The organism is Parerythrobacter lutipelagi, from assembly GCF_005434975.1.
Classification (GTDB): domain Bacteria; phylum Pseudomonadota; class Alphaproteobacteria; order Sphingomonadales; family Sphingomonadaceae; genus Parerythrobacter_A; species Parerythrobacter_A lutipelagi.
The window spans coordinates 79196-105317 of sequence record NZ_SKCJ01000002.1; the positions used below are offsets into that span (position 1 = coordinate 79196).

Consider the following 26122-nt stretch of genomic DNA (forward strand, 5'->3'; position numbering starts at 1 on the left):
ACGATTGGCCAGCGCGCAACACATGTCTGCCAAACGGTTAGTTTTCGAGTGGTGGTTGCTGCTCCTTTGCAGCTTTGCGCTGGCTTCCTATTCGGTCGCGACGGGGCTGAACAGCAAGCTCGATTCGCGGATACTGGATTTTGCCACATCGCTGGTTGCCAAGCCACCGGCCGATGATGTTCTTGTCATTGCGATCGATGAGCAGAGCCTCGAACAAGTCGGCGCATGGCCATGGTCGCGCGATCTCCATGCCGAACTGATCGACCGGATCGACGCTGCCGGGCCAGAGCAGATCATTTACGATGTCCTGTTTGTCGAGCCGACCAATTCCGCAGCGGACGGCGAGCTAGCCAGAGCAACGATCGAATCGGGCAAAGTCGTGCTGCCGCACTCTTTCATTCGAATGGGCAATAGCGAGGATGGCGTTGTCGCCGAGCTGCCCTTGCCCGAACTGGCAGCCGCCGCACAGGCGATCGGACATGTCTCGGCCGCACAGGATGCCGACGGCACGCTACGTCGGTTCTCCTGCCGCGAACAGACGGATGGCGAGACCTACCCGCATATGATCATCGCTGCTCTTCAGGCGCAGGCGGCGGGCGAGACGGCGGAAAATTGCATCGGTCGGCCGGTGGTGCCCTTTCAGGATCCCGGTGCCGTCACCACCATCTCTGCTTCCGATGTGCTTCAGGGCGCGCTGGCTGACGAATTTGTTCAAGGCAGAACAGTCTTCGTGGGCGCGACAGCCTTGGGTATGGGGGATCGCTACATTGTCCCGTCAGGCGCGTGGGAATCGATGCCCGGGGTGCAGACGCAGGCCAGCTTCTTCCTGGCTGCACGCGATGGAAGCCTGATAACGCCTGCTGGGAAATTCTGGTCCGGCGGGCTGGCATGGCTGGCCATTGCGCTGCTTTTTGGCGCATTCTGGTTGCTCGATCCCAAGCGCGGCTTGCTGGCCACGATCAGCATCATTGCCTCAACCTTTCTCGTTGCAGTGATACTCGTTCTGGTGGCGCGGGTGTGGGTTGGGCCGGCCGCTACGCTTATCACGCTCCTGCTGGCGTACCCACTGTGGAACTGGCGCCGTCTGAGCGCGGTCAGCGCCTACCTTGACCGTGAAGCAGCGCGTTTGCTTACGACATCAGGAGAAACCCCGGCGGGGACTGGCTTCGACGTTGTTGCACGACAGGTTGATCGAATGCGCAGTCTGGTGACCAATGTCAGCGATTCTTTCGCTTTCATGCGCCGTGTCATCGAACTCGCGCCCGACGCGATGATGGTCTTCGACCGGCTTGGCGCATTGCAAATGATGAATCAGCGCGGTGCAGCGCTATTTCCAGGCTGGGAAGTGGAAGGCGATCAGCCCACATTGGAAGAAATGCTGATGTTGATCAACGCTTCCTTCGATGGCGATAAAGGGGAATTAAGCGTCGGTGCGGATCAGACGTACCTCGTAGCTCGCGCAAAATTCAGACTGAGCGACGAAGAGGAGACCGGAGAGATTGTCGTTCTACGAGATATTTCGCAAATTCGGCGCCGCGAGAACGAGCGCCAACAGATGCTGGAATTTCTCTCTCACGATATGCGCTCGCCGCAAGTCGCGATCATCGGTCTGGCGGATCGCGGCAAAGAGCGCGCGACCGAGCAGGAACGCTTCAAGCGCATCCGCGCTCAGGCCGAGCGAACGTTGAAACTGGCTGATGACTTCGTGCAGATCGCCCGTCTGGAAGAAGCGCATCTGCAATACGAAGATACAGATCTGGCCGCGCTGGTGGAAGAAGCCTGCGACCGTTTTTATTCGCTCGCGCGGAAGGCAAAGATCGAGATCAGGCAAGACTTGCCGGAGATGCCGATCTTCGCCTGGGTCGATGCCTCGATCATCGCCCGATTGCTCGACAACCTGCTCGGCAATGCCATCAAATTCGCGCCGGGCGGGTCGTCGGTGACGGTTCGTTTGGCCGAAACGGAGGATGGAAAGTTCGAATTGGTCGTGGCCGACCAGGGTCCCGGGCTTCCCATGGAAAGGCTGGCCGATCCCTTCGCGCGCTTCGGGGCCCATGAAACGAAAGCAGGCCCCAGCGCGGGCCTCGGCCTGACCTTCGTCAAGCGGGCAGTCGAATTGCATCAGGGTACTATCATCGTGCGAAGCGCGCCGGGCAAAGGCACGCGTTTCACGATCAACTTGCCGGATGCCAGTGGAGGCGCGGAAGCTTAGCCTTGCGGCCTAGCGTGATGCCTTGGCCATTGCGTCATCGACCAGAGTGGCTGCCAAACGGTCGAAATCGCTTTCTGACGCATTACAGGCATTGGTTTCACCGTGCCCGCGATAAACGACCGAACCTTCAGTCTTGCTCAGCAACACGAGCGTTGCGCGCAGCCGCACGGCTTCGCATTTGTCGAACAACCGGCCCTTGCGCGGTGCGGAATGCCAGTCGATCCCTTGCGCGCTCGCAGCACCATCGGACGGTTCAGCGAGACCGGTTTCGGAATTGCGGAGCGATATCGCGTAATCGGCCAGCAGCGGCGCGTCGGCATTAATTACAATGGCATGATCGCCAAACTTGCGCCGGAGTGTGTCCGCGAAAGCCATCCGCTGAGTCTGTCCGGATTCGGCCTGTTGCAAGGCCACGCTGGAAAAGGAACCATATCCCGGGGCGGTGGACTCAACCGCAACAGGTGTTGCTACAGCGCATGCCGCCAATCCAAGAGATGGGACGATCAGAAGCGCGGTGCGTGTCACAAGCCGTTCGCACCATTGCATCATTCTATTCGTCCTCCTCGCCCCCCTGATACCGATCCATACGATATCCGAAACCGAATACCGTTTGAATGACATATCCGTTTTGCGGACGCAAACTCAGCTTCGACCGTACCCGTGAAATATGCATGTCCAGGGTCCGGGTCTCGATATCGAGCGACCCGCCCCACACCTGACCGAAGATATAGCTGCGCGATAGCGGGCGGTTGACGTTCTCGAAGAAGAGCAGGGCGACGCTGAATTCCTTGGAGGTGAGTTTGATCTGCTCTGCCTTGAATTCGATCGATTGTTTGAGCCGGTCGATCTTGTAGTCGCCAAATTCTTCGAATCGCTCTTTGGTATCGCGTTTGCCGCGCCGCGCCGCGGCTTCGATACGGGCCAGGATCACTTCGCTGCTTTCCGGCTTTACGATGTAGTCGGTCGCGCCCATTTCCAGTCCGCGCACAATGTCGCTCTTCTCGGTTCGGCTTGTGAGAAGGATGAATGCAGGAGGATGATCGAGCGATTCCCTGACCCAGCTCAGGACACCGATGCCGGTTTCGCCCGGCATGTTCCAGTCCGCCAAGACAACATCGTAAGTGTTGCGTTTAAGCGCAATCGTTAGATCGGTTCCGTTGCGAAATGTGTCGAAGTCATGGCCGCTGCCCTCCAGCGCCATGGTGACTTGCTCCAGGATGTCGGGATCGTCGTCCGCGATTGCAATTTTCATATCGTCCTCTCATACGAAAGTGCTGGTTCGATTATTTTTTACATTCGCAGTTTACATTTTCCGATGTGCCTGGCCATGGCTAAGTGTGTGAAAGGACTGCCAATTTACAAATGTTTACGGGTCGCCCTTCGGTGACGAAGGGCGACCCGCAGCAAGAGTCCTGATGGTAGAAGGGGTTAGGCAGGCCGTCTGGCGAATATCCCAAAACCAGCGATGATCGCATAACAGATGATCGGGATGATCATCGCCAAGGCAAGGTTCCCCCCGGTCGCATCGGCCACCACGCCGTAGAGCAGGGGCACCACGGCACCGCCAAAAATGGCGACGTTGATGATGCCCGAACCGTCCGCTGCCTGCGGGCCAAGCTTCTCGCAGGCGAGCGAGAAGATCGTCGGGAACATGATCGAGTTCATCAGGCCCACGGCCAGCAGCGTGTACGCGGCAACTTCACCCGAAGTCTGGGTCGAGACAATGATCAGCAGGATGGCGCCGATTGCGTTGAAGGCGAGGATCTTGCCCGGGCTGAACACACGCAGCGCCGCTGAGCCGATGAAACGGCCAACCATGGCGCCGAACCAGTATATTCCGATCATCCAGCCGATCACACTTTCCGGCTGGCCAAGAACCCGCTCCGTAGAAAGATAATTAATGATGATCGAGCCGATGGCGACTTCGCCGCCGACGTACAAAAAGATGCACAGCGCGCCGAAAGCGAAGCGCTTGCGTCCCCGCAACAGAGCGTTGTCATAAAGCCATAGCACGGGAGCCGCAAGAATGACCGCCATACCCAGCCAAGCATTGACCTGTACCGAGAGAAAAGCGCCCGCAGCGACCAACGCCAGCCCCATCAAATAGCGTCCGTTCGAGACCAACTCGCCATCGCCCATAACTGACGAGTCATGCGGCAAGCGGTTGCGGAACATCCAGACCGCCGCTGCGACCAGTGCGATCAGCACGGCAACCCCAAGATAGCCCTGCCAGATCGCTTCGCTCTCCGCTGCGCGGTAGGCCTGCAAGGCTGCACCTTCGAGATCCTCCGCACTGACGTTTGCCAGAGAACCGAGAATGAGCGCTGCGCCCACGATCGGGAAGACCGTCGTGCCTAGCGAGTTGAAAGCTTGCGCAAAGGTCAGGCGGCTGTGCGTCGTCGAGGGCGGCCCAAGCAGACTGATGAGTGGGTTGGCCACCACCTGGACGATGACCACCCCGCTCGCGAGGATGAACAACGCGCCGAGAAAAAGGGCATAGGTGGCTGTCTGGCTTGCCGGAATGAACAGCAGGCAGCCCAGGATCATGGTCGCGAGACCCGCCACCGCTCCGCGCATGTAGCCGATCTTCTTGACGAGCTTCGCCCCCGGAATTCCGATCAGCAGATACGCCGCAAAGAAGCAGAACTGCACCAGCATCGCTTCCGTGTAGGAAAGAGTAAACAGCTCTCGCAGCTTCGGGATCAGAACATCGTTGAGTGACGTGATGCCGCCGAAGATGAAAAACAACCCGAAGACGAAATATTGCAAGCCCGGCGCATCGACCGGCGGCGCATCGTCATCGATGACGGGACGCGGGTCAGTGCTCGATGCAACGTCGGGTGCCAAAGCCATCAATATTCCTCCCAAGAATTCGCCTTGCTGGCGATGCCGATGGACCAGTGCTTCTCTATCGTCAGTCCATCAGAATTCGAAACAATCTTTAGAACGAACACTCCGTTCCGTCCGGCATTTCCTCGCGCGCGACGCGTCCGATTTGCAGGACCAGCGGCGCGTCGCTTGTTATCGTTATGCTGTCTTCCAGCCCGGGGACGCAGTCTGCCGACACAATCATCTCGCGCCAGCCCTTGCCTGCACTCAAGGCGAGGTTGCGGGTGATGTCGACCACGTCATCTCCCACCGCAAGTGTGACTTTCCCGGCCGGCTGATTGGCGATGTTGTAGAGAATACGGTACGCGCCGGAGCCGGCACCGTCCTGCGCAAGCGTAAGGCTTGCACCCGGACCGAAGGTGATCTCACGCGCATCTTCCTGCCGCTCACGGTCAATCCCGCGGGACACGATGCCGCCAGCTTCGCCGCGAAGATTCGGCAAATCCGTGCCGCCCGCATTGGCGGTGATGCCGGGATACAGCCGTCCGGCCTCGTACCACGCAGCCGATGGTCCCTGCGCAAGGTAGCCGCAGGATTCGTCGAGCATAGCGGTAGCGGAACGCTCTGCCAGAGAAAGACCATAGCCGCGCGGAAACAGTGCGCCCGCAGCACCGTTGACCGGCGTACCGCCGCATTCTGCAGGCCAGCTGAAAGACAATCGTCCAGTGGCCTCGCGCTTGCCGAACAGAATGTCCGAAACGCCTGCGCCCTCACTTCCCGGAAGCCAGCTTGCAACAAAGCCGTCAGCCGCGTTGAGCTCGCGGTTCATCCACAAGGGGCGACCAGAGAGGAACACCGCCACCACCGGAATGTTCGCCGCTTTAAGCTTGCCGATCAGTTCGAGGCCTTCGGTATCGGGGAAGGCCAGATTCTTCCGGTCACCGTAGAATTCCGCATAGGGTTCTTCGCCGAAGACCACGATAGCCGCATCGACCGAACCGCTCGGCAGATCCGCGCCTTCGGACAGCACGACACTGCCGCCTGCCGCTTCAACTTCATCGGCGATCCCGCGGTAAATCGAAGTGGCACCGGGGAAGTAATCGTTGGTGAGTTCGCTCCCGCCCTGCCATGTCAGGGTCCATCCACCAGCTGCTTGCTGGATGCTGTCGGCAGCCTTGCCCGCGACGAGGATGTTTGCATCGGCCTTGAGCGGCAGAACACCGTTGTTCTTGAGGATCACTTGCGACTTGGCGACAGCCTCCCGGGCGACCGCACGGTGTGCAGCCATGCCGAGCTTGTCATATTCCCCCGCATTGGGGCGCAGCGACGGTTTGACAGCGCCCGGTCCCATGATCCCGGCGCGCATCTTGACCTTGAGGATACGGCCGACCGCCTCGTCAAGGCGTTCCATCGGGATTGTCCCGTCTTCGACCTGAGCGACCAGGTTCTCGATCAAATCCTTCCACTCGTCGGGGACCATATAGATGTCGAGCCCAGCCAGCAGGGCCTGCGGGCAGTCGGTCACGGTGCAACCCTTGACCTGTCCATGGCCGTTCCAGTCACCCACCACCAACCCGTCGAAGCCCATCTCTTCGCGCAGGACGCCGGTCAGCAAATCCTTGTTGCCGTGCATCTTGCGGCCGTTGATCGAGTTGAAGCTCGCCATCACCGATTGCACGCCGGCATCGATTGCGACGGGGTAAGGGACTGCGTGGATCGTCTTCAGTTCATCGATATCGCCGTTAACGTCGCCGGTATCGATGCCTTGGTCTGTTCCGCCGTCGCCAAAAAAGTGCTTGGCGGTTGCAATCACGCGCCCGCGCCCGAGAAAGTCGTCAGAACCCTTTTCGCCCTGCAGTCCCTCGAGCAATGCCTTGCCCATCCGAGCAACGATTTGCGGATCTTCCGAATAGCTTTCGTAGGTGCGGCCCCAGCGATCATCGCGCGCAATTGCGACGGTTGGCGAAAAATTCCAGTCGATTCCGGTGATCTCGATCTCGGTCGCGGTTGCCGCACCGATCTGCCGCACGATCTCGGGATCGCCGGTCGCTCCCAGCCCGATATTGTGCGGGAAAATCGTCGCGCCGATCACATTCGTGTGCCCGTGAACCGCATCCGTGCCCCATATGGTCGGGATTACCGGCTCATCGCCCGGTAGCGGCCGGGTCGATGCTTCGTACATTTCGTCGGCTAGCCGGAGCCATTCGGAAGCTGGCGCGAATTCATCGCCGTAAGGCCCGCCATTGCCGCCATTGAGGTAGCTGCCGAAGCGATAGCGCTCCATGTCTGCGGCAGTGAAGGAATTTATCTGCGGCTGGATCAGCTGGCCGACTTTGCGTTCGACCGACATCCGGGCAAGTATCGCTGCGACCATCTGATCTTCGGTAAGCGTGGCGGTTGCTTCGGCAGAAGCCGCAACGGGCGCCATTTGCGCCGATGGAGCCGCACATGCTGCCAGCGCCAGAGCCAATCCAAACGCTGAAAATCCGCGATACATCCCAACCCCTCCAATACTTCTTGGGAACGTTCTCAAACAGGACGATTGGCACGGTCGGACAGGGAAATCAAGCGGCTAAGTTTTGCGATTGGCGCGCAGTAGCAGAGTACTCGCCACTGCGGCCAGTACCGCGAGCAGGGCAAACAGTCCCGAGAACCCGAAATTCGGCACCAGGGCGAGCGCAATCCATGGCATGATCAACGACGGTACTGTGTTGGTAAGGTTAAAAATCCCCAGATCTCTCGCTCGTCTTTCAGGGGTCGGCAGGACTTGCAGAACTTGACTGGAATGCTGGGCGAGGAAGACGCTCGCTGCGACACTGAAAACGACATAGCCAACAATTCCGGCTGCAAGATTTGGCGCCAGCGCCATGATGCCGAGGCCGACAGAGCCGAGACCGGCTGAAATCGCCAAGGGCAAGATGGGGCGGCTCTTCCGATCAGCCCACCAACCGGCAAGAAAAGAGAACGGGATCGCAATCGCCAGCGTCACCCCGAACAACCGTGCCGTGCTGCTGTCCGAAAAATCGGGGATGAAAGTGCGCAGCCAGAAAAACAGGTAAGCGAACAGGGCGGCCTCTGCGATCTGGACTAGCAAACGTGCAAGCCACATGCGCGAAACAATGTTGCCAGCTTTCTGACGGAGTGTCTGGCTCCACGCGGCGGTCGGACCCGATCCGGTTGCTTCTCGTCCGTTCTGTCCGGCGGTCTGCGCTGAACGCATAAGGTGCGGCATCCGCTTCGGATTGCCGAATACCAAAACCGGCGCAACCATCGCCAGAGCAAGCCCGGCGACCAGCACGAGCCGGAAATCCTGCGCCGCCAGGCCGGGCATGGTTACAAGTGCGCCGCTTAATGCGCCAAGCGCGGGCGCGAACGCCAGCAATCCTCCCAGCAATCCTTTCTGATTGTCCGGAACGCTGTCGCCAGCCCAGGCGGCGAGCGGAGCAAGCATCATGTTGAGCGAGATTTGCCAGCAGAAGACGATGCCAATCAGAGTCCACAAGGTCGTCGCTTGCGCAACCGCCACCAACAGGACGCAGGACAGGGCGAGCCCCAATGCAATCCACAAGCGCCTGCGCCTGGTCCAATCGCTCAGCCAGCCAAATCCGATGTTCGCGAGACTTGCTGCGATCGCGCCGCCGAAAGTGACCATGGCGAGCCATTCGATATTGTCGCTTCCGGAAAGCTCGTTGATCCTGACGGGCAGCAGGACTGTCAGGAATGGCACGTAAGCGACCGCGCCGCCGGCGGCCGCCATACCGTAGAGCAGAAGGAAGCGCCGGCTTTGTCGAACGTCCGCGTCACTCATTTCCGGGCCGGGCAGGCGGCGCGGTCGATTCACGCATGACCAGCGAGCCTTCTATGACCAGCGGTTCATCGCCTGCCTTCGCGTTGCCGATCAGCAGTTCGACTGCACGCGATGCGGTTTCGGCAATTGGCTGGTCGACTGCCGTCAATGGCGGCTTCGTAAACCGGACCACTGGCGTGTTGTCGAAACTGATCAACGATAGGTTGTGCGGAATGGAAAGCCCCATTTCGCGGGCGACCTGCATCGCGCCGAGCGCCATCTGGTCGTTGCTCGCGAGGATGGCTGTTGGCGGTGACGATTGCTGGAGCAGTTTGCGAGCAGCACGAAGACCGGAATCGAAACCGAAATCACCTACTGCGTAGAGATCTTCAACATCGATCCCCGCATTGACCATTTCGCTGCGCCAGCCTTTTTCGCGCCGACCGCTCAGCGAATAGTCCGCCGGTCCCGCAATGAACCCGATCCGCCGATGTCCGAGCTCCAGCAGATGTTGCGTAGCTTTGCGCGCGGAACCCTGGTCATCCATCGTCAGTGCGATGCCGGGTCCGCTGGCCCTCGTGCCGATCCGCGCAAAAGGAATGTGCCTCTCTGCCAGCAGCTTGGTGATCAAGGGGTTTTCGGAGTGGGGCGGGGTGAGAATCACGCCATCGGGCTGCAAAGCAGCGATCGCTGCGCCAAGTTCGCGTTCGACATGGTCGTTGTGCGTGTCGACCAGCTCGATGATCATGCGGTATCCGTACTCGGCGCATTTCAGCATGCCGCCCAGAAGCATCTGGTCGACCCAGTCGCCGCCTTCGCGTTTGCGCCAGTCTGCAATGGTCCGCTCGCGATCATTGAGCGCCAGGATCAGATAGGATTTCGCACCGCTCATCCGCTGGGCTGCAATCGACGGAACATAGCCGAGCTTCTCGATCGAAGCCTGAACACGCTCGCGCATTGCCGGGCGGACATTCGGCCCGTCGTTGATGACCCGGCTGACAGTCTGCAACGAAACACCTGCGTCGGCTGCTACGTGTTTGATGGTGACGGCCTGCCTGCGCCGCGCCATGATTATTCCCCCTGCTTCGAAGCGCAATGGCGCTTCGCTGCCAGGTCGGGATTGCATTCCCACACCCGGACCCAGTCAACTTCCATGCGTTTCGGGAAGCCTGCCTCCGAAACACCGCCAAGCCCCCTTCCTTCAGGCAAACCGCCGCCAATCGCAAGGTTCAAGATGAGGTAGAACGGCTGGTCGAAGGGCGCTTTGGCATGCTGTGCATTGCCGCTCCACCAGTCGCCCGCTTGCTTGCGCGCAAAAACCACGCCGTCGAAAGTCCATTCGATAACGCCCGGTGCCCAGATGATTCCATATGTGTGGAACTGGCCGTCGAGTACCGCGGGTGCGTGTGTTTCCGTGCTGTTGAAGGCGTTGTCCGGCCATTCGCCGCCAAAGTGCAGGGTGCCCAGGATCGTATTCTCTCGTCCGCCCGGACATTCATCGCAATCAACGCCGAGGTTGACCGTCTCGAGAATGTCAATTTCGCCCGAGGCTGCCCAGCCGCCATAGGCATCGTCCTGCGGGAGCATCCAGATCGCCGGCCAGGTGCCTTGGCCTTGCGGGAAGCGGGCCGAGACTTCGATCCGCCCATAGCGCCAAGAGGCCTTACCCTTCGTGACGAGCTTGGCCGAGGTGAATGGCTTGGTTGCCTGTGCATCGGCATCCGGAACACTGCCGCGCATATGGTCCGGCCAGGCTGCGCCGGTATGTTCTTGCCTCAGCGCGGTGATCACAAGCTTGCCATCTTCGAGCGATGCGTTGTCCGACCTGTCGACATAGCATTGCCGCTCTTCGTTGCCGCCGCCCCAGCAATCGGCCACCAGGCTCCATTTTCCGGTGTCGATAAGAGCGCCGTCGAATTCATCCGACCAGACAAGGTCCCAGCCACTTTCAAGTGCGGGCATACGTCCCTCTCCCGGCGCGGGGAGCGATACCTGGTCGATGACCTCAGTCTGCTTGTCGCTCGTCAGAGAGTTTCCGCAAGCAGCGAGAAAGAATGCCAATACGGCAGCGAGAATTCGATTGATCGCAGGCATTTCGCACTCCGCCCATATTCGGATTTCAATCGCAAACAAAAACGGGCCCCCGCACAAACGGGGGCCCGGAATTGCTACATCACAGGCGGGCCGACCTTAGAAGTCGAAGCGCGCCAGGAAGGTGAAGCGGCGGTCATTGCGATAGGCCGAACGGATAATCCGGTTTCCATCGAAATCGACGACCGAGCTGGTCTTGGTTACTTCGTCGAGCAGGTTGACGCCCTGGACACCGAGTTTGATCTGATCCGTGACAGAGAAGAAGATCGATGCGTCAAGCTGTCCGGTCGATTCGCCGTAAATCGGCGAGAACGGGAAGATCACGTCGCGCGGAGTCTGCAGGAAGTCCGACCGCCAGTTGTAGGCGGCACGGGCAGATACCGGGCCCTTCTCGTAGAACACTGTCGCATTGACCGTATGCTTGGAAACACCCGGCTGCGGCAATTCACCGAAGACATCGCCCGAACTGCTGAAGTCCTTCGAATCGATATAGGTGTAGGTCAGCTGCGTACCCAGTCCGTCGAGCGGAGCGGGAAGGAACTCGAACACGTCCTGATAGGCGAGCTCGACACCCTTCAGCTTCGCGGAGCCGAAGTTGATCGGACCGTTGACCTCGACATCGGTTGTGATGCCGCCTGGATCGGTGAAAGGCCGAACTGTCGGCCCGTCACCGAACAGGTTGTCGAATTCCTTGTAGAAGAACGCGGCCGTAACCGAACCCACATCATCGAAATAATACTCGAGGCTGAGATCGTAGTTCCAGGATTCGATCGGCGTCAGCAAGCGGTTGCCGGTGAAGATCTGGAACAGCGGCCCTGTTTCGAGTGCCTGAGTCCCGGCTTGACGCAGATCCGTCGTGTTGTCGAAGATCGAACCACCGGTACGGAAGGCAGCGAGATCCGGGCGAGAGATGCCCTTCGACACTGCAAAGCGTGCCAGCAGACCGCCACCGAAGTCGAGCTTGACGTTGGCGCTCGGCAACCAGTTGTCGAAGTTGATGTTCTCACTGTCGTCAATCACCGCGCCGGTGAACGTTGCCGCAAACTCCGCCTTGCGAGCGTCGGAAAGCGAGCAGTATCCTGGGAGCTGCTGGTTCGGTTGTTGCTGTTGGGCATTGTTACAGGCGGCGTTGATCTCAGCCACGGAGACCCGATTGTTGCCGTCCGTATCGAAGAAGTTCGCGAAGGGGAAATTGATCTCGCCTTCGGTCCGAACAGTCGTGTCGACATAGCGCAGGCCGATATTGCCCGACAGTTCCCAGCCATTGCTGAAGTCGCTGCCGAAATCGAACCGGGCGTAGAACGCATTGGTCGATTCTTCGACGTCGGAAATTTCGCCCGGCAGGAAGTTCGTGCCGTCGACAAGGCCATTGCGCTGGCTGATCGTGCCGTATGGGTTCGGGGTCAGCGTGAACGCGTTGATATCATCGGCGACCTGATCGACGGTTCCGTTGAGATATTCGTCGACTAGATTGTCGCCGCCGAAGAAGAAGGCAGAACCGTTGCCGAGTGGAATTGGCACGTTGCCGCGCTGGAAGTTGTCCCCGAACGGATTACGGATTTGCGCGCTTTCCGGGAAGTCGAAGACATAGGCGCCGCCACATCCGAAACGCTGGAAGTCCTGGCAGTTCCAGTTGCCGCCGCGACCGGTCCACGGTGCACCAAGGTTGCCCCAGTTCGAGAAGTTCGCACTGCGGGTGATACGCTCACGGTCGGCAAACCGGGCGCCGAATTTGGCGGTCCGCAGGAAGCCGGTGTCGCTGACGTCGTATTCGGCGTCAAACCGCATCGAGGTGAGCTCACCTTCGTTGCGGACCTGATTGTCGAGCAGGAACCAATAGAAGGTCGCTGACGGATCATTGAAGTAGCCGGTCGAATCGCCCTGCGTGGTCGGCTCGAAGAACTGCACCTGCGGCGTGCCGCTGGTGTTGTCGATGAACAGGTCCGTGTAGGTCTGCATCGCGGAGATGAAGCCGTCTTCGGTACGGTCGGACTTGATGTGCTGAACTTCGAAATTGAAGCGCAGGCGATCTGTCGGAGCAAGGTCGATGTCGATCGAGAAATCCTCGGTCGTTGCTTCGTCTTCACGCTGGAAGCGCAGCAATTCGGTCGGAATCCCGAAGCCGCCATTGAACGGCTGGAATTGCGTCAGATTGCCGCTCTGGAAGATGCCGTTCTCGAACGTCGGCGTGGTGCCGGCGACCGGGACGGGGAACAGGTTGTCGTCATTGACGAGCGCCAGCACGGCGAACTCATCCAGCGCACCCTGCGTTTCAGCACGCAGGTACTCGAGAGTGACCAGCGCGCTGCCGTCATTGCTTTCCCACTGCGCAACACCGGAATAGGCTTGGCGGTCACGTTCGAGGGTGGTTGTGCGGACGCCGGCGCCCTTCGGCACGACGACCGAATTGGCTGGCGGGAAATTCGTGGCGTCAAAATTGGGGTTGCCGAAATAGCCGCCCGAATTGACATTGGCGACGCGAAAACACGCTCCGTCAAGCGTATCGGCGCGGTAGCAAGGATCGGTCAGCTGCGAGGCGTCCGTGCGCGTCACGAGCTCTTGCTGGGCATAACCGAACTGGATTCCGAAGGTGCCGACATCCGTGTTCCAGGTGTTGGAAACAAGGCCGGAGAAACCGGGCGACCATTCTTCCGCCATGTCGCCGACATTGACTTCGACCGTACCGGCGATGTGGAAACCATCTTGATCAAGCGGCTTGCGGGTGACGAGATTGACGAGGCCCGAAATATTGCCTTCGATCATGTCGGCGCTGACATTCTTGTAGATTTCGACGCGGCCGAGCAGCTCTGGCGAAACATCGTTGAACGACAGGGTGCGTCCGCCATTGGCCGAGAAGATGTCGCGCCCGTTCAGGTTCGAAAGAACATAGGGCAGGCCGCGAATGATCACGTTGGACCCTTCGACCGAGAAGCGGTCGGGATCGTCACGCTGTTCGAAGCGCGAGATGTTTACGCCGGGTACGCGTTGCAGCGCTTCGGCGACCGAGCGGTCGGCCAGCGCGCCAATGTCTTCCGCAGTAATAACGTCGACGACGGTGTCTGCGTTTTCCTTGAAATCCTGCGCGGATTCAAGCGAAGCGCGATAGCCGCTGACGATAATCGCACCGTCATCCGCAGTCGCGTCTTCAGTCGCATCAGTGTCGGCAGGGGCCTCCTGCGCTGCGGCAGGCGTACCAAGCGCAAGGCAGATTGCCAGGCTTGATGCGGTGCCAAGCGCCCAGTTACGCTTGCCCGATTCGGATTCTAAAGTGCGGAAATTGCGAGTCACATACCCCTCCATCGCGTAAAATTCTTGTATTCTCGGTCTGCGCCTAACCCTGATTGGGAGCGTTCACAACCATAAAAATGAACGTTCACAATTTGACTTGCCAGTGTTAGAAGTCTGCAACACTTTCCTCCGGGCCCGCCTCTTGCGGGCAGAGCGGAATCGGGCTTCAAGGCCATCGGGTTAAACCGGAACAGGAACAGGCATGGCGATTGAACGCATTATTATAGTCGGCGGCGGTACAGCGGGATGGATGGCGGCTGCCACGCTGAGCCGCCTGAAAACCGGGCGCGATGTGGAAATCATCCTCGTCGAGTCCGAACAGATCGGCACGGTTGGCGTTGGTGAAGCGACGATCCCTCCGTTTGTCGATTTCAACCGGCTGCTGGAACTTGGCGAGGCGGAGATGCTCTCTGCGGTGCAGGGCACCTTCAAGCTTGGCATTCAGTTCATCAACTGGGGCAAGCTCGGCGACAGCTATATCCACCCGTTCGGCAATTACGGCTACGAAATCGAAGGTGTTTCCTTCCATCACGTGTGGCACAAATACCGTCAGGCCGGGGACAAGCGGCCAATCCAGGTCTTCAATGTCGAGACCATGGCTGCTCATTTCGGCAAGTTTGCCCGCACGGAAGATTATCAGCGCGACGATCTGCCGCCGGTCAATTACGCTTATCACATCGATGCCACCGCGTACGCGCAGTTCCTGCGCAAATACGCCGAAAAGCGCGGCGTCGTGCGCCGTGAAGGCCGGGTGGCCGATGTCACACTGGATAGCGAGAGCGGCTATGTCGCATCGCTGACAATGGACGATGACGCCGTGATCGAAGGCGACCTGTTTATCGATTGCTCCGGTTTCAGAGGGCTGCTGATCGAACAGGCGCTGGAAACCGGATATGACGACTGGTCGCATTATCTTCCTTGCAACCGTGCGGTCGCTTTGCCGTGCAACCGCGATGATGGCGGCCCGCCGCCGCCGTACACCCGCGCCATGGCCCATTCAGCGGGCTGGCAGTGGCAGGTTCCGCTCCAGACGCGCAACGGCAACGGTCACGTCTATTGCAGCGAATATATGGAAGCGGACGAAGCGCACGACATTCTGGTCAAACATATGGCCGGCAAGCCAACTGCCGAGCCGAATTTCCTGCGTTTCGTCACCGGACGGCGCAAGAAGTTCTGGAACAAGAATGTGATCGCGCTCGGCCTTTCCGCCGGATTCATGGAGCCGCTGGAGTCGACATCGATCCATCTGGTCAACACCGGCATCAACAAGCTTGTCGCGCTGCTTTCGCTGGACGGGATTACTCAGGCGCAGGAAGACGCCTTCAATCGTCTCACCGGCAAGGAATATGACAAGATCCGCGACTTCCTGATCCTGCACTACAAGGCGACAGCTCGCGACGACTCCGAGTTCTGGAATTATTGCCGGACCATGGACGTGCCCGACAGCCTGACCGAGAAGATGGACTTGTTTCGCAGCAACGGCCAGATTTTCCGCGAGGACGACGAGCTGTTTACTGAAACAAGCTGGGCAGCGGTCATGATGGGACAGGGGGTCCAGATGGGCGGCCACAATGCGATGGCCGACACGTTGGGCAGCATGGAGCTGAAGAAGGAAGTCGACGAGATCGAACGCTCGATCCGCTTCCTGGTCCAGCACATGCCGAACCATGCAGACTATCTGGCCAAGTACTGTCCGGCTTCAATGTAGGTGCGGGTCTTGCATTCTCGGCGCAAGCGGGTGATTGGCCTGTGGAACGCCGGGAGAGGGCATGACACGAACAACTGCGCCACACCGCGTCACTTCGTTTGACGTTGCCGCCGAAGCCGGTGTCAGCCAGTCGACCGTTTCGCGCGCTCTGGCAGGATCCAGCGCGATAACCGAGGAAACGCGTGCGAAGGTCGTCGCGGCGGCGGAAAAGCTGGGATATGTCGTCGATGCGCGGGCTGCGATGCTGCGCCGGGGCCAAACCGGAACCATTGCCGTGGTGATGATCTGCCGCAGGGAAACGGCGGTGTCGGACATCAACCCGTTCTATTTCTCGCTGCTTGGATCGGTCAGCGCTGCGGCTGCGGAGGCGGGTTATGAAACACTGGTCTCTTTCCAGTCGGATCCGGAATCGCTTTCCGGTCGATATCAGGAGCGCGGTCAGGCCGATGGCGTGATTGTAATCGGCACGACCACCAATGATGCAGCATGGGCCTATTTTCGCGAGCTGGACGATCGGGGCGCTACGCTGACGTTCTGGAGTTCGCCCTACGAAGACATCGAATGGGTGCGGTCGGACAACTTCGAAGGCGGTCAGATCGCGACCCATAGTTTGCTCGAAGCCGGGTATCGCAAGATCGTGCATGTCGGCACGACCACTTCACCTCACCGCCAGTTCGCCGAGCGTTACGAAGGGTATGCGGCGGCGATGGAGAAAGCCGGACTTGAGCCGCAACTCGAAGCGATCGACGAATCCGACAGCCGGGAAGAGCAGGGCCGCAAGGCGGTATCTTCACTGATCGACGCAGGCATTGAATTCGACGCGTTGTTCGTGGCGAATGACAATATTGCGCTGGGCGCTCTGGAGGAGCTTGCCAGGCGCGGCATTGCCGTGCCGGACCAGTGCGGCATTATCGGCTTCGATGGCATTCGTGCCGGTTCATACAGCACGCCGCCTTTGACCAGTATCGAACCGGATTTTGAAATCGCAGGTAGCATGCTGGTGCGCAGTGTCCTTGGCGACAAGCGCAGCCCGGACGAGCGGCGTGTTCCGGTTCATTTGCTAAGCAGGGGCAGCGTCAGGGCCTGACTGTCACTTTCAGCTCTGCCGGGGGCATGGCGAACAAGCCCATGACCGGATGCGGCTGGTACGGTGCTTCGAGCTGTTTGATCTCGTCCTCGGTCAGATGGAGATCGAGCGCCGCCACGGCATCGTCAATATGCTTCGCCTTCGTCGCGCCGATGATCGGGCTGGTCACTTCAGGCTTCTGCAACACCCATGCAAGCGCGATCTGAGCCATGGGTAGTCCACGCTGTTTTGCCACGGCTTCGACGGCTTCGACGATCTGCCGGTCATTCTCCTGCGTGCGGGCGTAAAGCGCTTTGCCCACCAGATCGCTTTCGGAGCGCTCTGTCGAGCTGTCCCACGGGCGGGTGAGCTTGCCGCGAGCAAGCGGGCTCCACGGCATGACGGCAATTTTCCGATCGGCGCAAAGTGGCAGCATTTCACGCTCTTCTTCGCGGTAGAGCAGGTTGACGTAGTTCTGCATGGAGATGAATTGCCTGAGGCCGGCACTTTCCGCGAGATGCAGCATTTTCTGGAATTGCCACGCATACATGCTGGAAGCGCCGACATAGCGGACTTTCCCGCTCCGAACGATGGCATCGAGAGTCTCGACGATTTCCTCCATCGGTGTGTTCGGGTCGAGCCGGTGGATCTGGTACAGGTCGATGTAATCGGTGCCGAGCCGCCGCAGACTGTCGTCGACCGCGTGGATCAGCGCCTTGGCCGATAGTCCGCCGGTGTTGGGCGCCTGCCGCCAGCGGAAGAAGCCCTTGGTAGCGATCACGATCTCGTCGCGATTGGCCATTTCCTTCAGCAGCTTGCCGGTGAATTCCTCGCTCGATCGGCCAGAATAGGCGTTGGCGGTGTCGAAGAAATTGATCCCTGCTTCGAGCGCCTGGCGGAAAAACGGGCGCGAGCTTTCAAGGTCCATTGCCCAGTCGTGGCCTTCCTTGGCCGCATCGCCGAAACTCATGCAGCCGAGGCAGAGTTTCGAAACAGTAAGGCCGGTGTTCCCGAACTGGACATATTGCATCGTCGATAGCTCCCTTTCGTGTTGGCATAGCCGAAGTAGCCGGACCTGCAACTGCGGCGCCTTGCACATATAAAGAATTCTTTATATGCCCTGCCAGAATGCACATCGAAGCGATCATGCGGGCCCTTGCCGACCCTACCAGGCTGCGGATCATGCGGTTGCTGTCCGCGATGGAGCTGGCGGTGGGGGAAATGGCGCAGGTGCTCGGCCAAAGCCAGCCGCGCGTCTCGCGCCATGTCGGCATCCTGTGCGATGCAGGCCTTGCGGAGCGGCACCGCGAAGGAAGCTGGGTGTTCCTCCGTGCTGCGATCGGCAAGGAGCGCGGAAACCCTGTCGGCGAAGCAGTCGACCGGCTGCTGGCCACCGCTGAGCGGGAAGATGCCGATTTTGCCAGGTCTTGCGAAGATGATCGCCACAACCTGGCGGCGATCCGCTCTGCGCGCGAAAGCAGTGCGGAAGCCTATTTCGCGCGCCATGCGGAAGACTGGGACCAGCTGCGCCAACTGCATAGTCCGGACCAGCTGGTGGAGAACCGGCTCGTGGCGGCGCTGGGCGATGCTCCGCTCGGTCAGTTGCTCGATGTCGGAACAGGCACCGGGCGGATGGCCGAATTGTTTGCCGAGAAGGCAGAGCGGATCGTAGCGCTGGACAAGAGTCTCGACATGCTGCGCTTCGCCCGCGCAAAGCTGCAGAACCTGCCCGCTGATACAGTCGAACTGGTGCAGGGCGATTTTGCAGCACTGCCGTTCACGGCGCATACGTTCGACACAGTGCTGCTCCATCAGGTGCTCCATTTCGCTCAGGACCCTTCCGTTGCGTTGACTGAAGCCGCACGCGTGACCTGTCCGGGAGGGCGCATCGCGATTGTCGATTTCGCAGCCCATGGTCACGAGGAATTGCGCGAACGATATGCGCACGCGCGGCTCGGCTTTACAGATGGTGCCATTTACACGCTGCTGACCGAAGCAGGATACGTTCCAAGCGATCCAATCGCGCTGGAAGGCGGCGAGCTGGTCGTCAAGATCTGGCTCGGCACGCGCCAAGGCGCCCCGGCCAGCGCGGACGAAAAATCAATCAAGAGGAAAATCGCCCGGTGAGTAACGCATGAGCCCGACTCTCGACCAGATGCATGAAGCGCGCACGGCACTCGACAGTCCGCTGTTCAAGGGATTGCCGGGCGATATCGACGTGTCGTTTGAATTCTTCCCGCCCAAGAGCGACAAGATGGGCGAAACCCTGTGGCACAGCGTCGAAACGCTGAAGCCGCTCGGCCCCCGGTTTGCTTCGGTAACCTACGGAGCGGGCGGGTCGACCCGCGAGCGTACCCATGAACAGGTGGTGCGCATCCAGAAGGAAGCGGGAATTCCTGCCGCAGCCCACCTCACATGCGTCGCGGCAACCAAGGAAGAAGTGAACGAAGTTGCGCGTCATTACTGGGAAGAGGGCATTCGCCACATCGTGGCACTGCGCGGCGACTCGCCCGATGGCAGCGGCGTCTATACCCCGCATCCAGGCGGCTATGCCAATGCGGTCGAGCTGATCGCCGGTCTGAAGGACGTGGCCGATTTCGAGATTTCCGTTGCTGCCTATCCGGAAGTCCATCCCGACAGCCCCGACGCGCAGGCCGATCTCGACAATCTGAAAGCCAAATTCGACGCCGGGGCCACGCGCGCGATTACGCAGTTCTTCTTCAACACCAAATGCTTCTTCGAATTCCGCGACCGTGCTGCGGCTGCGGGTATCGTGGGCGAGATTGTGCCGGGCGTGATGCCGGTCCTCAGCTTTGCTGCGGTTCAGCGGATGAGCGGGCTGTGCGGGACGGATATACCGACCTGGATGGAAGGCCTGTTCGACGGTCTCGATGAACGCCCTGAATCGCGCCAGCTGGTCAGCGCGACGATCGCTGCCGAACTTTGCCGCCGCCTCTATGCTGGCGGTGTGCGCCAGTTCCACTTCTACACACTCAACCGTGCCGAGCTGAGTTACGCGATCTGCCACATGCTCGGGATGCGGCCAAAGGAGATATCCGCATGAGCGTGCGCGAAGAATTGCTGGCCGAAGCGGCGCAGCGCATCCTGATCAAGGACGGACCCTATGGCACCGCGATCCAGAACGCGAAACTGTCGGAAGCGGATTATGCGGGCGACACCGGACTGACGCATGATCAGAAGGGCAACAACGACCTGGTCAATTTGACCCAGCCACAGGTGATCCGTTCCATCTGTGACGAATATCTTGCTGCCGGTTCTACCGTCCTTGCGACCAACACCTTCAACGCCAACCGCATCAGCCAGGCCGATTATGGCGCGGAAGGCCTGGTGCGTGAAATCAACATCGCTGCTGCCAAAGTGATCCGGGATGCCTGCGAAGCTGCTACTGCAAAGGATGGGCGCAAGCGCTTCGTCTGCGGAGCCATGGGGCCGACGAACAAAACCTTGTCGCTCAGCCCGAATGTCGAAGACCCCGGTTTTCGCGAAGTCAGCTTCGATGACATCGTATCGGTCTACCGAGAACAGGCCGCAGCTCTCGTCGAAGGCGGGGTGGATACGATCCTGATCGAAACCGTGTTCGACACGCTGAACTGCAAAGCTGCCATTATGGCGGTGAAGCAGCTCGAGGCCGATCTGGGCCGCGATGTTCCGCTGATGATCTCATTGACTCTGACCGACCTGTCCGGACGCAACCTGTCGGGCCATACGGTCGAAGCATTCTGGTACACTGTGCGGCACGCGAAGCCGGTGACCATCGGCCTCAACTGCAGCTTCGGCGCGGAACAGCTCCGCCCGCATGTCCAGCTGCTGTCCGCAATCGCGGACACATTGCTGATGGTCTACCCCAATGCGGGTCTGCCCAACGAGCTGGGCGAGTATGACGAACTGCCTGAGACAACCGCATCACTGGTTCGCCAGTGGGCGGACAGCGGCCGTGCCAATATCCTCGGCGGATGTTGCGGCTCGACCCCTGCACATATCGCGGCCATCGCCAAAGCGGTCGGTGGCCTGGAGCCACGGCAGATCCCTTCGCTTGAACCTGAAATGCGCCTCGCCGGCCTCGAACCCTTTACGATCGCAGCATAAATGACTCAGAATTCGACAGCTCGCTTCGTCAATATCGGCGAACGCACCAACGTGACCGGGTCCGCCCGATTCAAGAAACTGATCATGTCGGGCGACTACGCCACGGCTGTGGAAGTCGCGCGCCAGCAGGTCGAGAACGGCGCGCAGGTGATCGACGTCAACATGGACGAAGGACTGCTCGATGCGGTCGAAGCCATGACCACGTTCCTCAAGCTGATTGCTGCCGAGCCCGATATTGCCAGCGTGCCGGTGATGGTCGACAGCTCCAAGTTCGAAGTCATCGAAGCCGGGCTGAAATGCGTCTCCGGCAAGCCGATCGTCAACTCGATCAGCATGAAGGAAGGCGAAGAGGCGTTTCTCGAACACGCCCGGATTTGCATGGCTTATGGCGCGGCAGTCGTCGTCATGGCGTTCGACGAAACAGGGCAAGCGGATACGAAGCAGCGCAAGGTGGATATCTGCAAACGCGCTTACGATTTGCTGACCGGCATGGGTTTTCCGGCGGAAGACATCATTTTCGATCCCAACATCTTCGCTGTGGCGACGGGGATAGAAGAACACGATCGTTACGGTCTCGACTTTCTCGAGGCAGTGGCGGAAATCAAGGCCGCGTGTCCGCACGCGAAAACCAGTGGTGGCCTGTCCAACCTCAGTTTCAGCTTTCGCGGGAACGAGACTGTGCGCCGCGCGATGCATTCGGTGTTTCTCTACCACGCGATTCCGGCCGGGCTCGACATGGCGATCGTCAATGCCGGCCAGCTCGACGTTTACGACCAGATCGATGCCACGCTGCGGGAAGCGTGTGAAGATGTGATCCTGATGCGCCGCCCGGATGCGACCGAACGGCTGATCGACCTTGCTGAAAGCTACAAGGGTGTCGATCTGCGGGCGGAAAAAGAGGCGGAGGAATGGCGCGGCTGGCCGGTCGAACGCCGGCTCGAACATGCGCTGGTCAAAGGCATCGACGCCTATGTCGTCGAAGATACCGAAGAAGCGCGCCAGGGCCGTGAAGATCAGGGCGGAAGGCCGATCGAAGTGATCGAAGGGCCGCTGATGGACGGGATGAATGTCGTTGGCGACCTCTTCGGCAGCGGCAAGATGTTCCTGCCCCAGGTGGTGAAATCCGCCCGCGTGATGAAGAAGGCAGTCGCGCACCTTATTCCTTTCATCGAAGCGGAAAAAGACCTGCTTCCCGAGTCCCAGCGCAAAGCCAAGGGCAAGATCGTGATGGCGACGGTGAAGGGCGATGTGCACGATATCGGCAAAAACATCGTCGGCGTGGTTCTTCAGTGTAACGGCTATGATGTGGTCGACCTCGGCGTGATGGTGCCGTGGCAGAAAATCCTCGAAGTGGCGCGCGAAGAAAAGGCCGATATTATCGGGCTATCCGGCCTGATCACGCCTTCGCTCGACGAGATGGTGACGGTCGCCGAAGAGATGCAGGGTTCCGGGCTGGACTTGCCGCTGCTGATCGGCGGGGCCACGACCAGCAAGGTCCACACAGCGTTGCGGATCGACCCGGCCTATGAAGGGCCGGTTATTCACGTGCTGGATGCCAGCCGTGCGGTGGGAGTCGCGAGTCGCCTCCTGTCCGACACGCAGAAGGATGACTTCGTTACCGGCACTGCAAGCGAATATGACAAGGTTCGCCAGGCGCGAGAAGGCAAAGCGCAAAGCGTGCTTCTCAGTCTCGAGGAAGCGAGGGCAAATTTTTATGACGGGTTTCTCAGCGACAAGCCCGCGCCGCCGCTCCAGCCAGGTCTTCACACCTTCGGCGACTGGGATCTGGCGGATCTGCGCGAGTACATCGACTGGACGCCATTCTTCCGCGCATGGGAGCTCCACGGCAATTATCCAGCGATCCTGACTGACGATGTGGTCGGCGAAACTGCGCAGCAATTGTTCGATGATGCAACGGCCATGCTCGACCAGATTATCGGCGAAAAATGGCTCACGGCCAAGGGCGTTGCCGGCCTGTGGCCGTGCGCGCGAGATGGCGATGATGTGACCGTCCACCTGCCTGACGAGGAGGAGCATGTCGTGCTCCCCTTCCTGCGGCAGCAGGTCAAGAAGAGCCGCGACCGGGCCAACATGTGCCTCGCGGATTTCATCGATCCGGCGGGTGACTGGATCGGCGGCTTCGCGGTCGGCATTCACGGGATTGAATCGCACTCGGCGAAGTTCCTCGCGGACAAGGACGACTATTCCGACATTCTGCTCAAGGCGCTGGCGGACCGGTTTGCCGAAGCCTTTGCCGAGCGGCTGCACCAGCATGTGCGGACCGACCTGTGGGGCTATTCACCCGACGAGCAATTGACCGGCACGGCTCTGATCAAGGAACAGTATCGCGGCATCCGACCGGCACCGGGCTATCCTGCGTGCCCTGACCATAGTCTCAAGCCGATCCTGTTCGATCTGCTCGACGCGCCGGCCAATGCCGGCCTGACCCTGACCGAGAATTTCGCCATGTGGCCGACGGCAGCGGTGAGCGGCTTCTATTTCGGCCACCCTGAAAGCCAGTATTTCGGCGTTGCCCGTATCGGGCGTGACCAGCTTGAGGACTATGCGGCGCGGCGCGGGGTCGATATGGCGACCGCCGAACGATGGCTGCGACCGAACCTCGACTGAACACCGTCCAGCCGACTCTTCGGCATAGCTCGCGGCTGACCATTTGGGGCGGGGCGATGTTGCTGACCGCTTATTGCGCTCTGTGGTTCGGGGTGGGAACCGACGATGCGCTGCTAGACGCGCTCTGGTTTCTCCCCGGTGTCGGCGTCGTGGGCGCAATCATCGCCAACGCCAGCGGTACAGGTGGCGGAGTGGTATTCGTGCCGGTGTTCAACGCCATGCGCGATCTGGGGGTCATGGCGCTCGATCCGCTCCGTGTGGTGGCGGTTTCCATGGGCATCCAGGCATTCGGCATGACCCTGGGCGCGCTCCGCTGGACTGATCGGCTGTATCACCAGCATGCACCTGCGCCGCTCGAAGCGGGCACGCAGCTCCGAGATTACTGGGCCGTGTGCGGTCTGGTTCTCGCCCTGTCGCTGCCCGCGATGCTGGCCACCCAGCGAATGGTCCCGTTTGACGGCGATGCTGTCCTGCTTGGCTACAAGAGCTTTTCGATTGTGCTGGGTCTTGCGCTGATAGCTGCGACATGGACTTTCAACCGGACAATTGCGGAGCGGCCCAACCTTGCGCCGGCGGATCTCGCCATGCTGGCGTTCATTGCCATCCCGGGCGGCGCAATCACCGCCCTGTTTTCGGTCGGTATCGGCGAGCTGGTCGCGTTTTACCTGTTCCTGCGGCACTACCCGATGGTGCTGTGCGTCGGCACGGCATGTGTCATCTCGGCGGTGAGCTGCATCGCCGGGCTTGTCTGGCATGTGGAGCATGGGACGGTGCAGTGGGAGGCTGTGCTGCTGGCCGCACCGGGCGCGCTGCTCGGCGCGTTCCTCGGGCGGCCGATTGCGCTGTGGCTGGGTCCGCGCAAGCTCAAGACAGCTGGCGGGATGTGGATCGTCGTCTCCGCGTTATACCTGCTGTGGCTCAATTGGGGGTGAGGCGCATTGCCCGATTGACCATTCCTTGCGAATCGCGCAGGGCGATGGCGTCTTCTGCAGGAGCGATTCTGCAGGCGGACGAGCGGGAGAGTTCGTGTTCGCGGAAAGCGGCGCGACGCCGAAGGAGCAACCGCCCCGGAAACTCTCAGGCACACGGGACCGCTCGCCCGTTTTGACACTCTGGAAAGCGTCCTTGTTTCGGCACGGGCCACCGAAGGGGTAAGCCCGCTCATTCGCGGGTCAAGCTCTCAGGTCTTCCTGACAGAGGGGGCGCGTGAAACGGTGCTTCGCTCCGAAGCGCCGCGCGTCTGTCAGGGATTGAGAATGAGCGATACCGAAACCGAAGACGACATCGTGGAACCGGGTGTGCTCCCGCTCGACGCGTGGCACCGCGCGCAGGGCGCGCGCATGGTTCCGTTTGCCGGCTACGAAATGCCGATCCAGTATGCGGGTGAGCATGGCGGCATCGTGGCCGAGCATGAATGGACGCGGACCAGTGCGGGCCTGTTCGATGTCAGCCATATGGGGCAGTTGCTGTTGTCCGGCCCGGATCTGGATGCTGCGGTCGAGGCTGTCCTGCCAATCGATCTTTCAACGCTGAAGCCGGGCCGCCAACGCTATTCGTTGCTGCTCGACGAGAATGGCGGCGTGCTAGATGACCTGATGGTTTCGCGCTGGCCGGAGCATCTCTATCTTGTGGTGAACGGAGCGACGAAATGGGACGATATCGGCCATCTGCGCGAGCATTTGCCTGACGAGATTACGCTCAATCACCTGGAAGATCGCGCGCTCTTGGCGTTGCAGGGCCCCAAGGCGGCAGATGCACTGGCGCGCCACGCCAAGGGCGAGCACGAATTGCCCGACCTCACCTTCATGCGGTTTGGCAAGTTTACGATCGCCGGACACGATGTGACCATCGCGCGGGCAGGTTACACTGGCGAGGACGGGTTCGAGATATCACTGCCCGGCGAAGCGGCGGAAGAGATCGCCACGCTCCTGTGCGGCGAACCTGAGGTGCAGCCAATCGGCCTCGGCGCGCGGGACAGCCTGCGGCTTGAAGCCGGGCTGCCGCTCTACGGGCATGACCTTTCGCCAGACACCAGCCCGATCGAGGCCGGTTTGATTTTCGGCATCAACAAGCGCCGCCGGACGGAAGGCGGCTTCCCCGGCGCAGACCGGATCACCCGCGAGATCGTGGATGGCACTGCGCGCAAGTGGGCCGGTCTCAAGGTGGAAGGCCGCATGCCCGCGCGCGAAGGGGCTGAAGTGTTTTCAGGCGATGAAAAAGTCGGTGTTATCACCAGTGGCGGTTTCTCGCCATCACTCGGCTACCCGATCGCTGTCGCATATCTCGCCGCGGAGCACGCCGCGACAGGCGCCGCGCTCGAAATCGAAGTCAGAAAAAAGCGTCTGCCGGCCACGGTCGTGCCGATGCCGTTCGTACCGCACAATTACTACCGAGGGAGTTGAGAGG

General features: G+C 60.2%; 18 protein-coding genes and 1 riboswitch. Of the genes, 9 read left to right on the forward strand and 9 right to left on the reverse strand.

Annotation, left to right across the window (positions count from 1 at the left end):
• Positions 1-22 precede the first annotated feature (22 nt).
• Positions 23-2212 carry a CHASE2 domain-containing protein gene (locus tag E0502_RS08785; RefSeq protein ID WP_137677651.1) on the forward strand — a complete coding sequence of 730 codons (2190 nt, stop codon included), beginning with the start codon at positions 23-25 and terminating at the stop codon, positions 2210-2212.
• Positions 2213-2221: 9 nt separating this feature from the next.
• Here the strand turns inward: E0502_RS08785 and E0502_RS08790 are convergent, their stop codons facing one another.
• The 8 genes from E0502_RS08790 to E0502_RS08825 all read right to left on the reverse strand — a co-directional run bounded on the left by E0502_RS08790 (position 2222) and on the right by E0502_RS08825 (position 14207).
• Positions 2222-2587 (reverse strand): hypothetical protein, encoded by a 366-nt coding sequence (locus E0502_RS08790; protein WP_137677652.1) that lies wholly within the window; start codon positions 2585-2587, stop codon positions 2222-2224.
• A 175-nt stretch (positions 2588-2762) separates the two neighbouring features.
• Positions 2763-3464 carry a response regulator transcription factor gene (locus tag E0502_RS08795; RefSeq protein WP_137677653.1) on the reverse strand — a complete coding sequence of 234 codons (702 nt, stop codon included), beginning with the start codon at positions 3462-3464 and terminating at the stop codon, positions 2763-2765.
• Positions 3465-3640: 176 nt separating this feature from the next.
• Complete coding sequence (locus tag E0502_RS08800) at positions 3641-5065, reverse strand: sugar MFS transporter (RefSeq protein ID WP_137677654.1); 1425 nt, start codon at positions 5063-5065, stop codon at positions 3641-3643.
• Positions 5066-5153: 88 nt separating this feature from the next.
• Positions 5154-7469, reverse strand: coding sequence for a glycoside hydrolase family 3 protein (locus E0502_RS08805; RefSeq protein WP_240048976.1), 2316 nt, complete (start codon positions 7467-7469; stop codon positions 5154-5156).
• Between the two features lie 144 nt (positions 7470-7613).
• Positions 7614-8849: an MFS transporter gene (locus E0502_RS08810; protein WP_137677655.1), complete on the reverse strand. Its 1236-nt coding sequence runs from the start codon at positions 8847-8849 to the stop codon at positions 7614-7616.
• The gene (locus E0502_RS08815) at positions 8842-9897 is read right to left on the reverse strand and encodes a LacI family DNA-binding transcriptional regulator (RefSeq protein ID WP_137677656.1); all 1056 of its coding nucleotides are present in this window, start codon (positions 9895-9897) and stop codon (positions 8842-8844) included. Before E0502_RS08815 ends, E0502_RS08810 begins: the two co-directional genes overlap by 8 nt.
• 2 nt (positions 9898-9899) lie before the next feature.
• Positions 9900-10922 carry a glycoside hydrolase family 16 protein gene (locus E0502_RS08820; protein WP_240048978.1) on the reverse strand — a complete coding sequence of 341 codons (1023 nt, stop codon included), beginning with the start codon at positions 10920-10922 and terminating at the stop codon, positions 9900-9902.
• A 96-nt stretch (positions 10923-11018) separates the two neighbouring features.
• On the reverse strand, positions 11019-14207 hold the full coding sequence (locus E0502_RS08825; protein ID WP_240048979.1) for a TonB-dependent receptor: 3189 nt from the start codon (positions 14205-14207) through the stop codon (positions 11019-11021).
• A 202-nt stretch (positions 14208-14409) separates the two neighbouring features.
• On the opposite strand from E0502_RS08825, the gene E0502_RS08830 reads away from it, so the two are divergent.
• Both E0502_RS08830 and E0502_RS08835 read left to right on the forward strand, forming a co-directional pair.
• Complete coding sequence (locus tag E0502_RS08830; protein WP_137677658.1) at positions 14410-15915, forward strand: tryptophan halogenase family protein; 1506 nt, start codon at positions 14410-14412, stop codon at positions 15913-15915.
• A gap of 61 nt (positions 15916-15976) precedes the next feature.
• Positions 15977-17002 carry a LacI family DNA-binding transcriptional regulator gene (locus E0502_RS08835; protein ID WP_137677659.1) on the forward strand — a complete coding sequence of 342 codons (1026 nt, stop codon included), beginning with the start codon at positions 15977-15979 and terminating at the stop codon, positions 17000-17002.
• Here E0502_RS08835 and E0502_RS08840 read toward each other — a convergent pair.
• Positions 16992-18011: an aldo/keto reductase gene (locus E0502_RS08840; protein WP_137677660.1), complete on the reverse strand. Its 1020-nt coding sequence runs from the start codon at positions 18009-18011 to the stop codon at positions 16992-16994. The two genes, E0502_RS08835 and E0502_RS08840, sit on opposite strands and share 11 nt — an antisense overlap.
• Before the next feature lie 98 nt (positions 18012-18109).
• Between E0502_RS08840 and E0502_RS08845 the strand changes: the two genes are divergently transcribed.
• The 6 genes from E0502_RS08845 (at position 18110) to gcvT (ending at position 26118) form a co-directional block, all read left to right on the forward strand.
• Positions 18110-19108 carry an ArsR/SmtB family transcription factor gene (locus E0502_RS08845; RefSeq protein WP_137677661.1) on the forward strand — a complete coding sequence of 333 codons (999 nt, stop codon included), beginning with the start codon at positions 18110-18112 and terminating at the stop codon, positions 19106-19108.
• A 7-nt stretch (positions 19109-19115) separates the two neighbouring features.
• A complete protein-coding gene (metF, locus tag E0502_RS08850; protein ID WP_137677662.1) occupies positions 19116-20045 on the forward strand; it encodes a methylenetetrahydrofolate reductase [NAD(P)H] in 930 nt (309 codons plus the stop codon).
• A complete protein-coding gene (locus E0502_RS08855; RefSeq protein WP_137677663.1) occupies positions 20042-21088 on the forward strand; it encodes a homocysteine S-methyltransferase family protein in 1047 nt (348 codons plus the stop codon). The genes metF and E0502_RS08855 overlap by 4 nt, the downstream gene beginning before the upstream one ends.
• The gene (metH, locus tag E0502_RS08860) at positions 21089-23716 is read left to right on the forward strand and encodes a methionine synthase (RefSeq protein ID WP_137677664.1); all 2628 of its coding nucleotides are present in this window, start codon (positions 21089-21091) and stop codon (positions 23714-23716) included. It abuts the gene before it with no gap.
• A 56-nt stretch (positions 23717-23772) separates the two neighbouring features.
• Positions 23773-24648, forward strand: a complete 876-nt coding sequence (locus E0502_RS08865) for a sulfite exporter TauE/SafE family protein (RefSeq protein ID WP_161593745.1) — start codon at positions 23773-23775, stop codon at positions 24646-24648.
• A 73-nt stretch (positions 24649-24721) separates the two neighbouring features.
• Positions 24722-24820, forward strand: a riboswitch (glycine riboswitch).
• Between the two features lie 152 nt (positions 24821-24972).
• Positions 24973-26118: a glycine cleavage system aminomethyltransferase GcvT gene (gene gcvT / locus E0502_RS08870; protein WP_137677666.1), complete on the forward strand. Its 1146-nt coding sequence runs from the start codon at positions 24973-24975 to the stop codon at positions 26116-26118.
• Positions 26119-26122 lie beyond the last annotated feature (4 nt).

What these genes read in the sequence shown, in the direction of transcription:
- E0502_RS08805 (WP_240048976.1), bottom strand. Translation starts at nt 7,469, where the DNA reads ATGGCGCCCGTTGCGGCTTCTGCCGAAGCAACCGCCACGCTTACCGAA.
- E0502_RS08855 (WP_137677663.1), top strand. Translation starts at nt 20,042, where the DNA reads ATGAGCGTGCGCGAAGAATTGCTGGCCGAAGCGGCGCAGCGCATCCTG.
- E0502_RS08795 (WP_137677653.1), bottom strand. Translation starts at nt 3,464, where the DNA reads ATGAAAATTGCAATCGCGGACGACGATCCCGACATCCTGGAGCAAGTC.
- E0502_RS08830 (WP_137677658.1), top strand. Translation starts at nt 14,410, where the DNA reads ATGGCGATTGAACGCATTATTATAGTCGGCGGCGGTACAGCGGGATGG.
- E0502_RS08820 (WP_240048978.1), bottom strand. Translation starts at nt 10,922, where the DNA reads ATGCCTGCGATCAATCGAATTCTCGCTGCCGTATTGGCATTCTTTCTC.
- E0502_RS08835 (WP_137677659.1), top strand. Translation starts at nt 15,977, where the DNA reads ATGACACGAACAACTGCGCCACACCGCGTCACTTCGTTTGACGTTGCC.
- E0502_RS08810 (WP_137677655.1), bottom strand. Translation starts at nt 8,849, where the DNA reads ATGAGTGACGCGGACGTTCGACAAAGCCGGCGCTTCCTTCTGCTCTAC.
- E0502_RS08790 (WP_137677652.1), bottom strand. Translation starts at nt 2,587, where the DNA reads ATGGCTTTCGCGGACACACTCCGGCGCAAGTTTGGCGATCATGCCATT.
- gcvT (WP_137677666.1), top strand. Translation starts at nt 24,973, where the DNA reads ATGAGCGATACCGAAACCGAAGACGACATCGTGGAACCGGGTGTGCTC.
- E0502_RS08800 (WP_137677654.1), bottom strand. Translation starts at nt 5,065, where the DNA reads ATGGCTTTGGCACCCGACGTTGCATCGAGCACTGACCCGCGTCCCGTC.
- E0502_RS08865 (WP_161593745.1), top strand. Translation starts at nt 23,773, where the DNA reads ATGTTGCTGACCGCTTATTGCGCTCTGTGGTTCGGGGTGGGAACCGAC.
- E0502_RS08845 (WP_137677661.1), top strand. Translation starts at nt 18,110, where the DNA reads ATGCACATCGAAGCGATCATGCGGGCCCTTGCCGACCCTACCAGGCTG.
- E0502_RS08815 (WP_137677656.1), bottom strand. Translation starts at nt 9,897, where the DNA reads ATGGCGCGGCGCAGGCAGGCCGTCACCATCAAACACGTAGCAGCCGAC.
- metH (WP_137677664.1), top strand. Translation starts at nt 21,089, where the DNA reads ATGACTCAGAATTCGACAGCTCGCTTCGTCAATATCGGCGAACGCACC.
- metF (WP_137677662.1), top strand. Translation starts at nt 19,116, where the DNA reads ATGAGCCCGACTCTCGACCAGATGCATGAAGCGCGCACGGCACTCGAC.
- E0502_RS08785 (WP_137677651.1), top strand. Translation starts at nt 23, where the DNA reads ATGTCTGCCAAACGGTTAGTTTTCGAGTGGTGGTTGCTGCTCCTTTGC.
- E0502_RS08840 (WP_137677660.1), bottom strand. Translation starts at nt 18,011, where the DNA reads ATGCAATATGTCCAGTTCGGGAACACCGGCCTTACTGTTTCGAAACTC.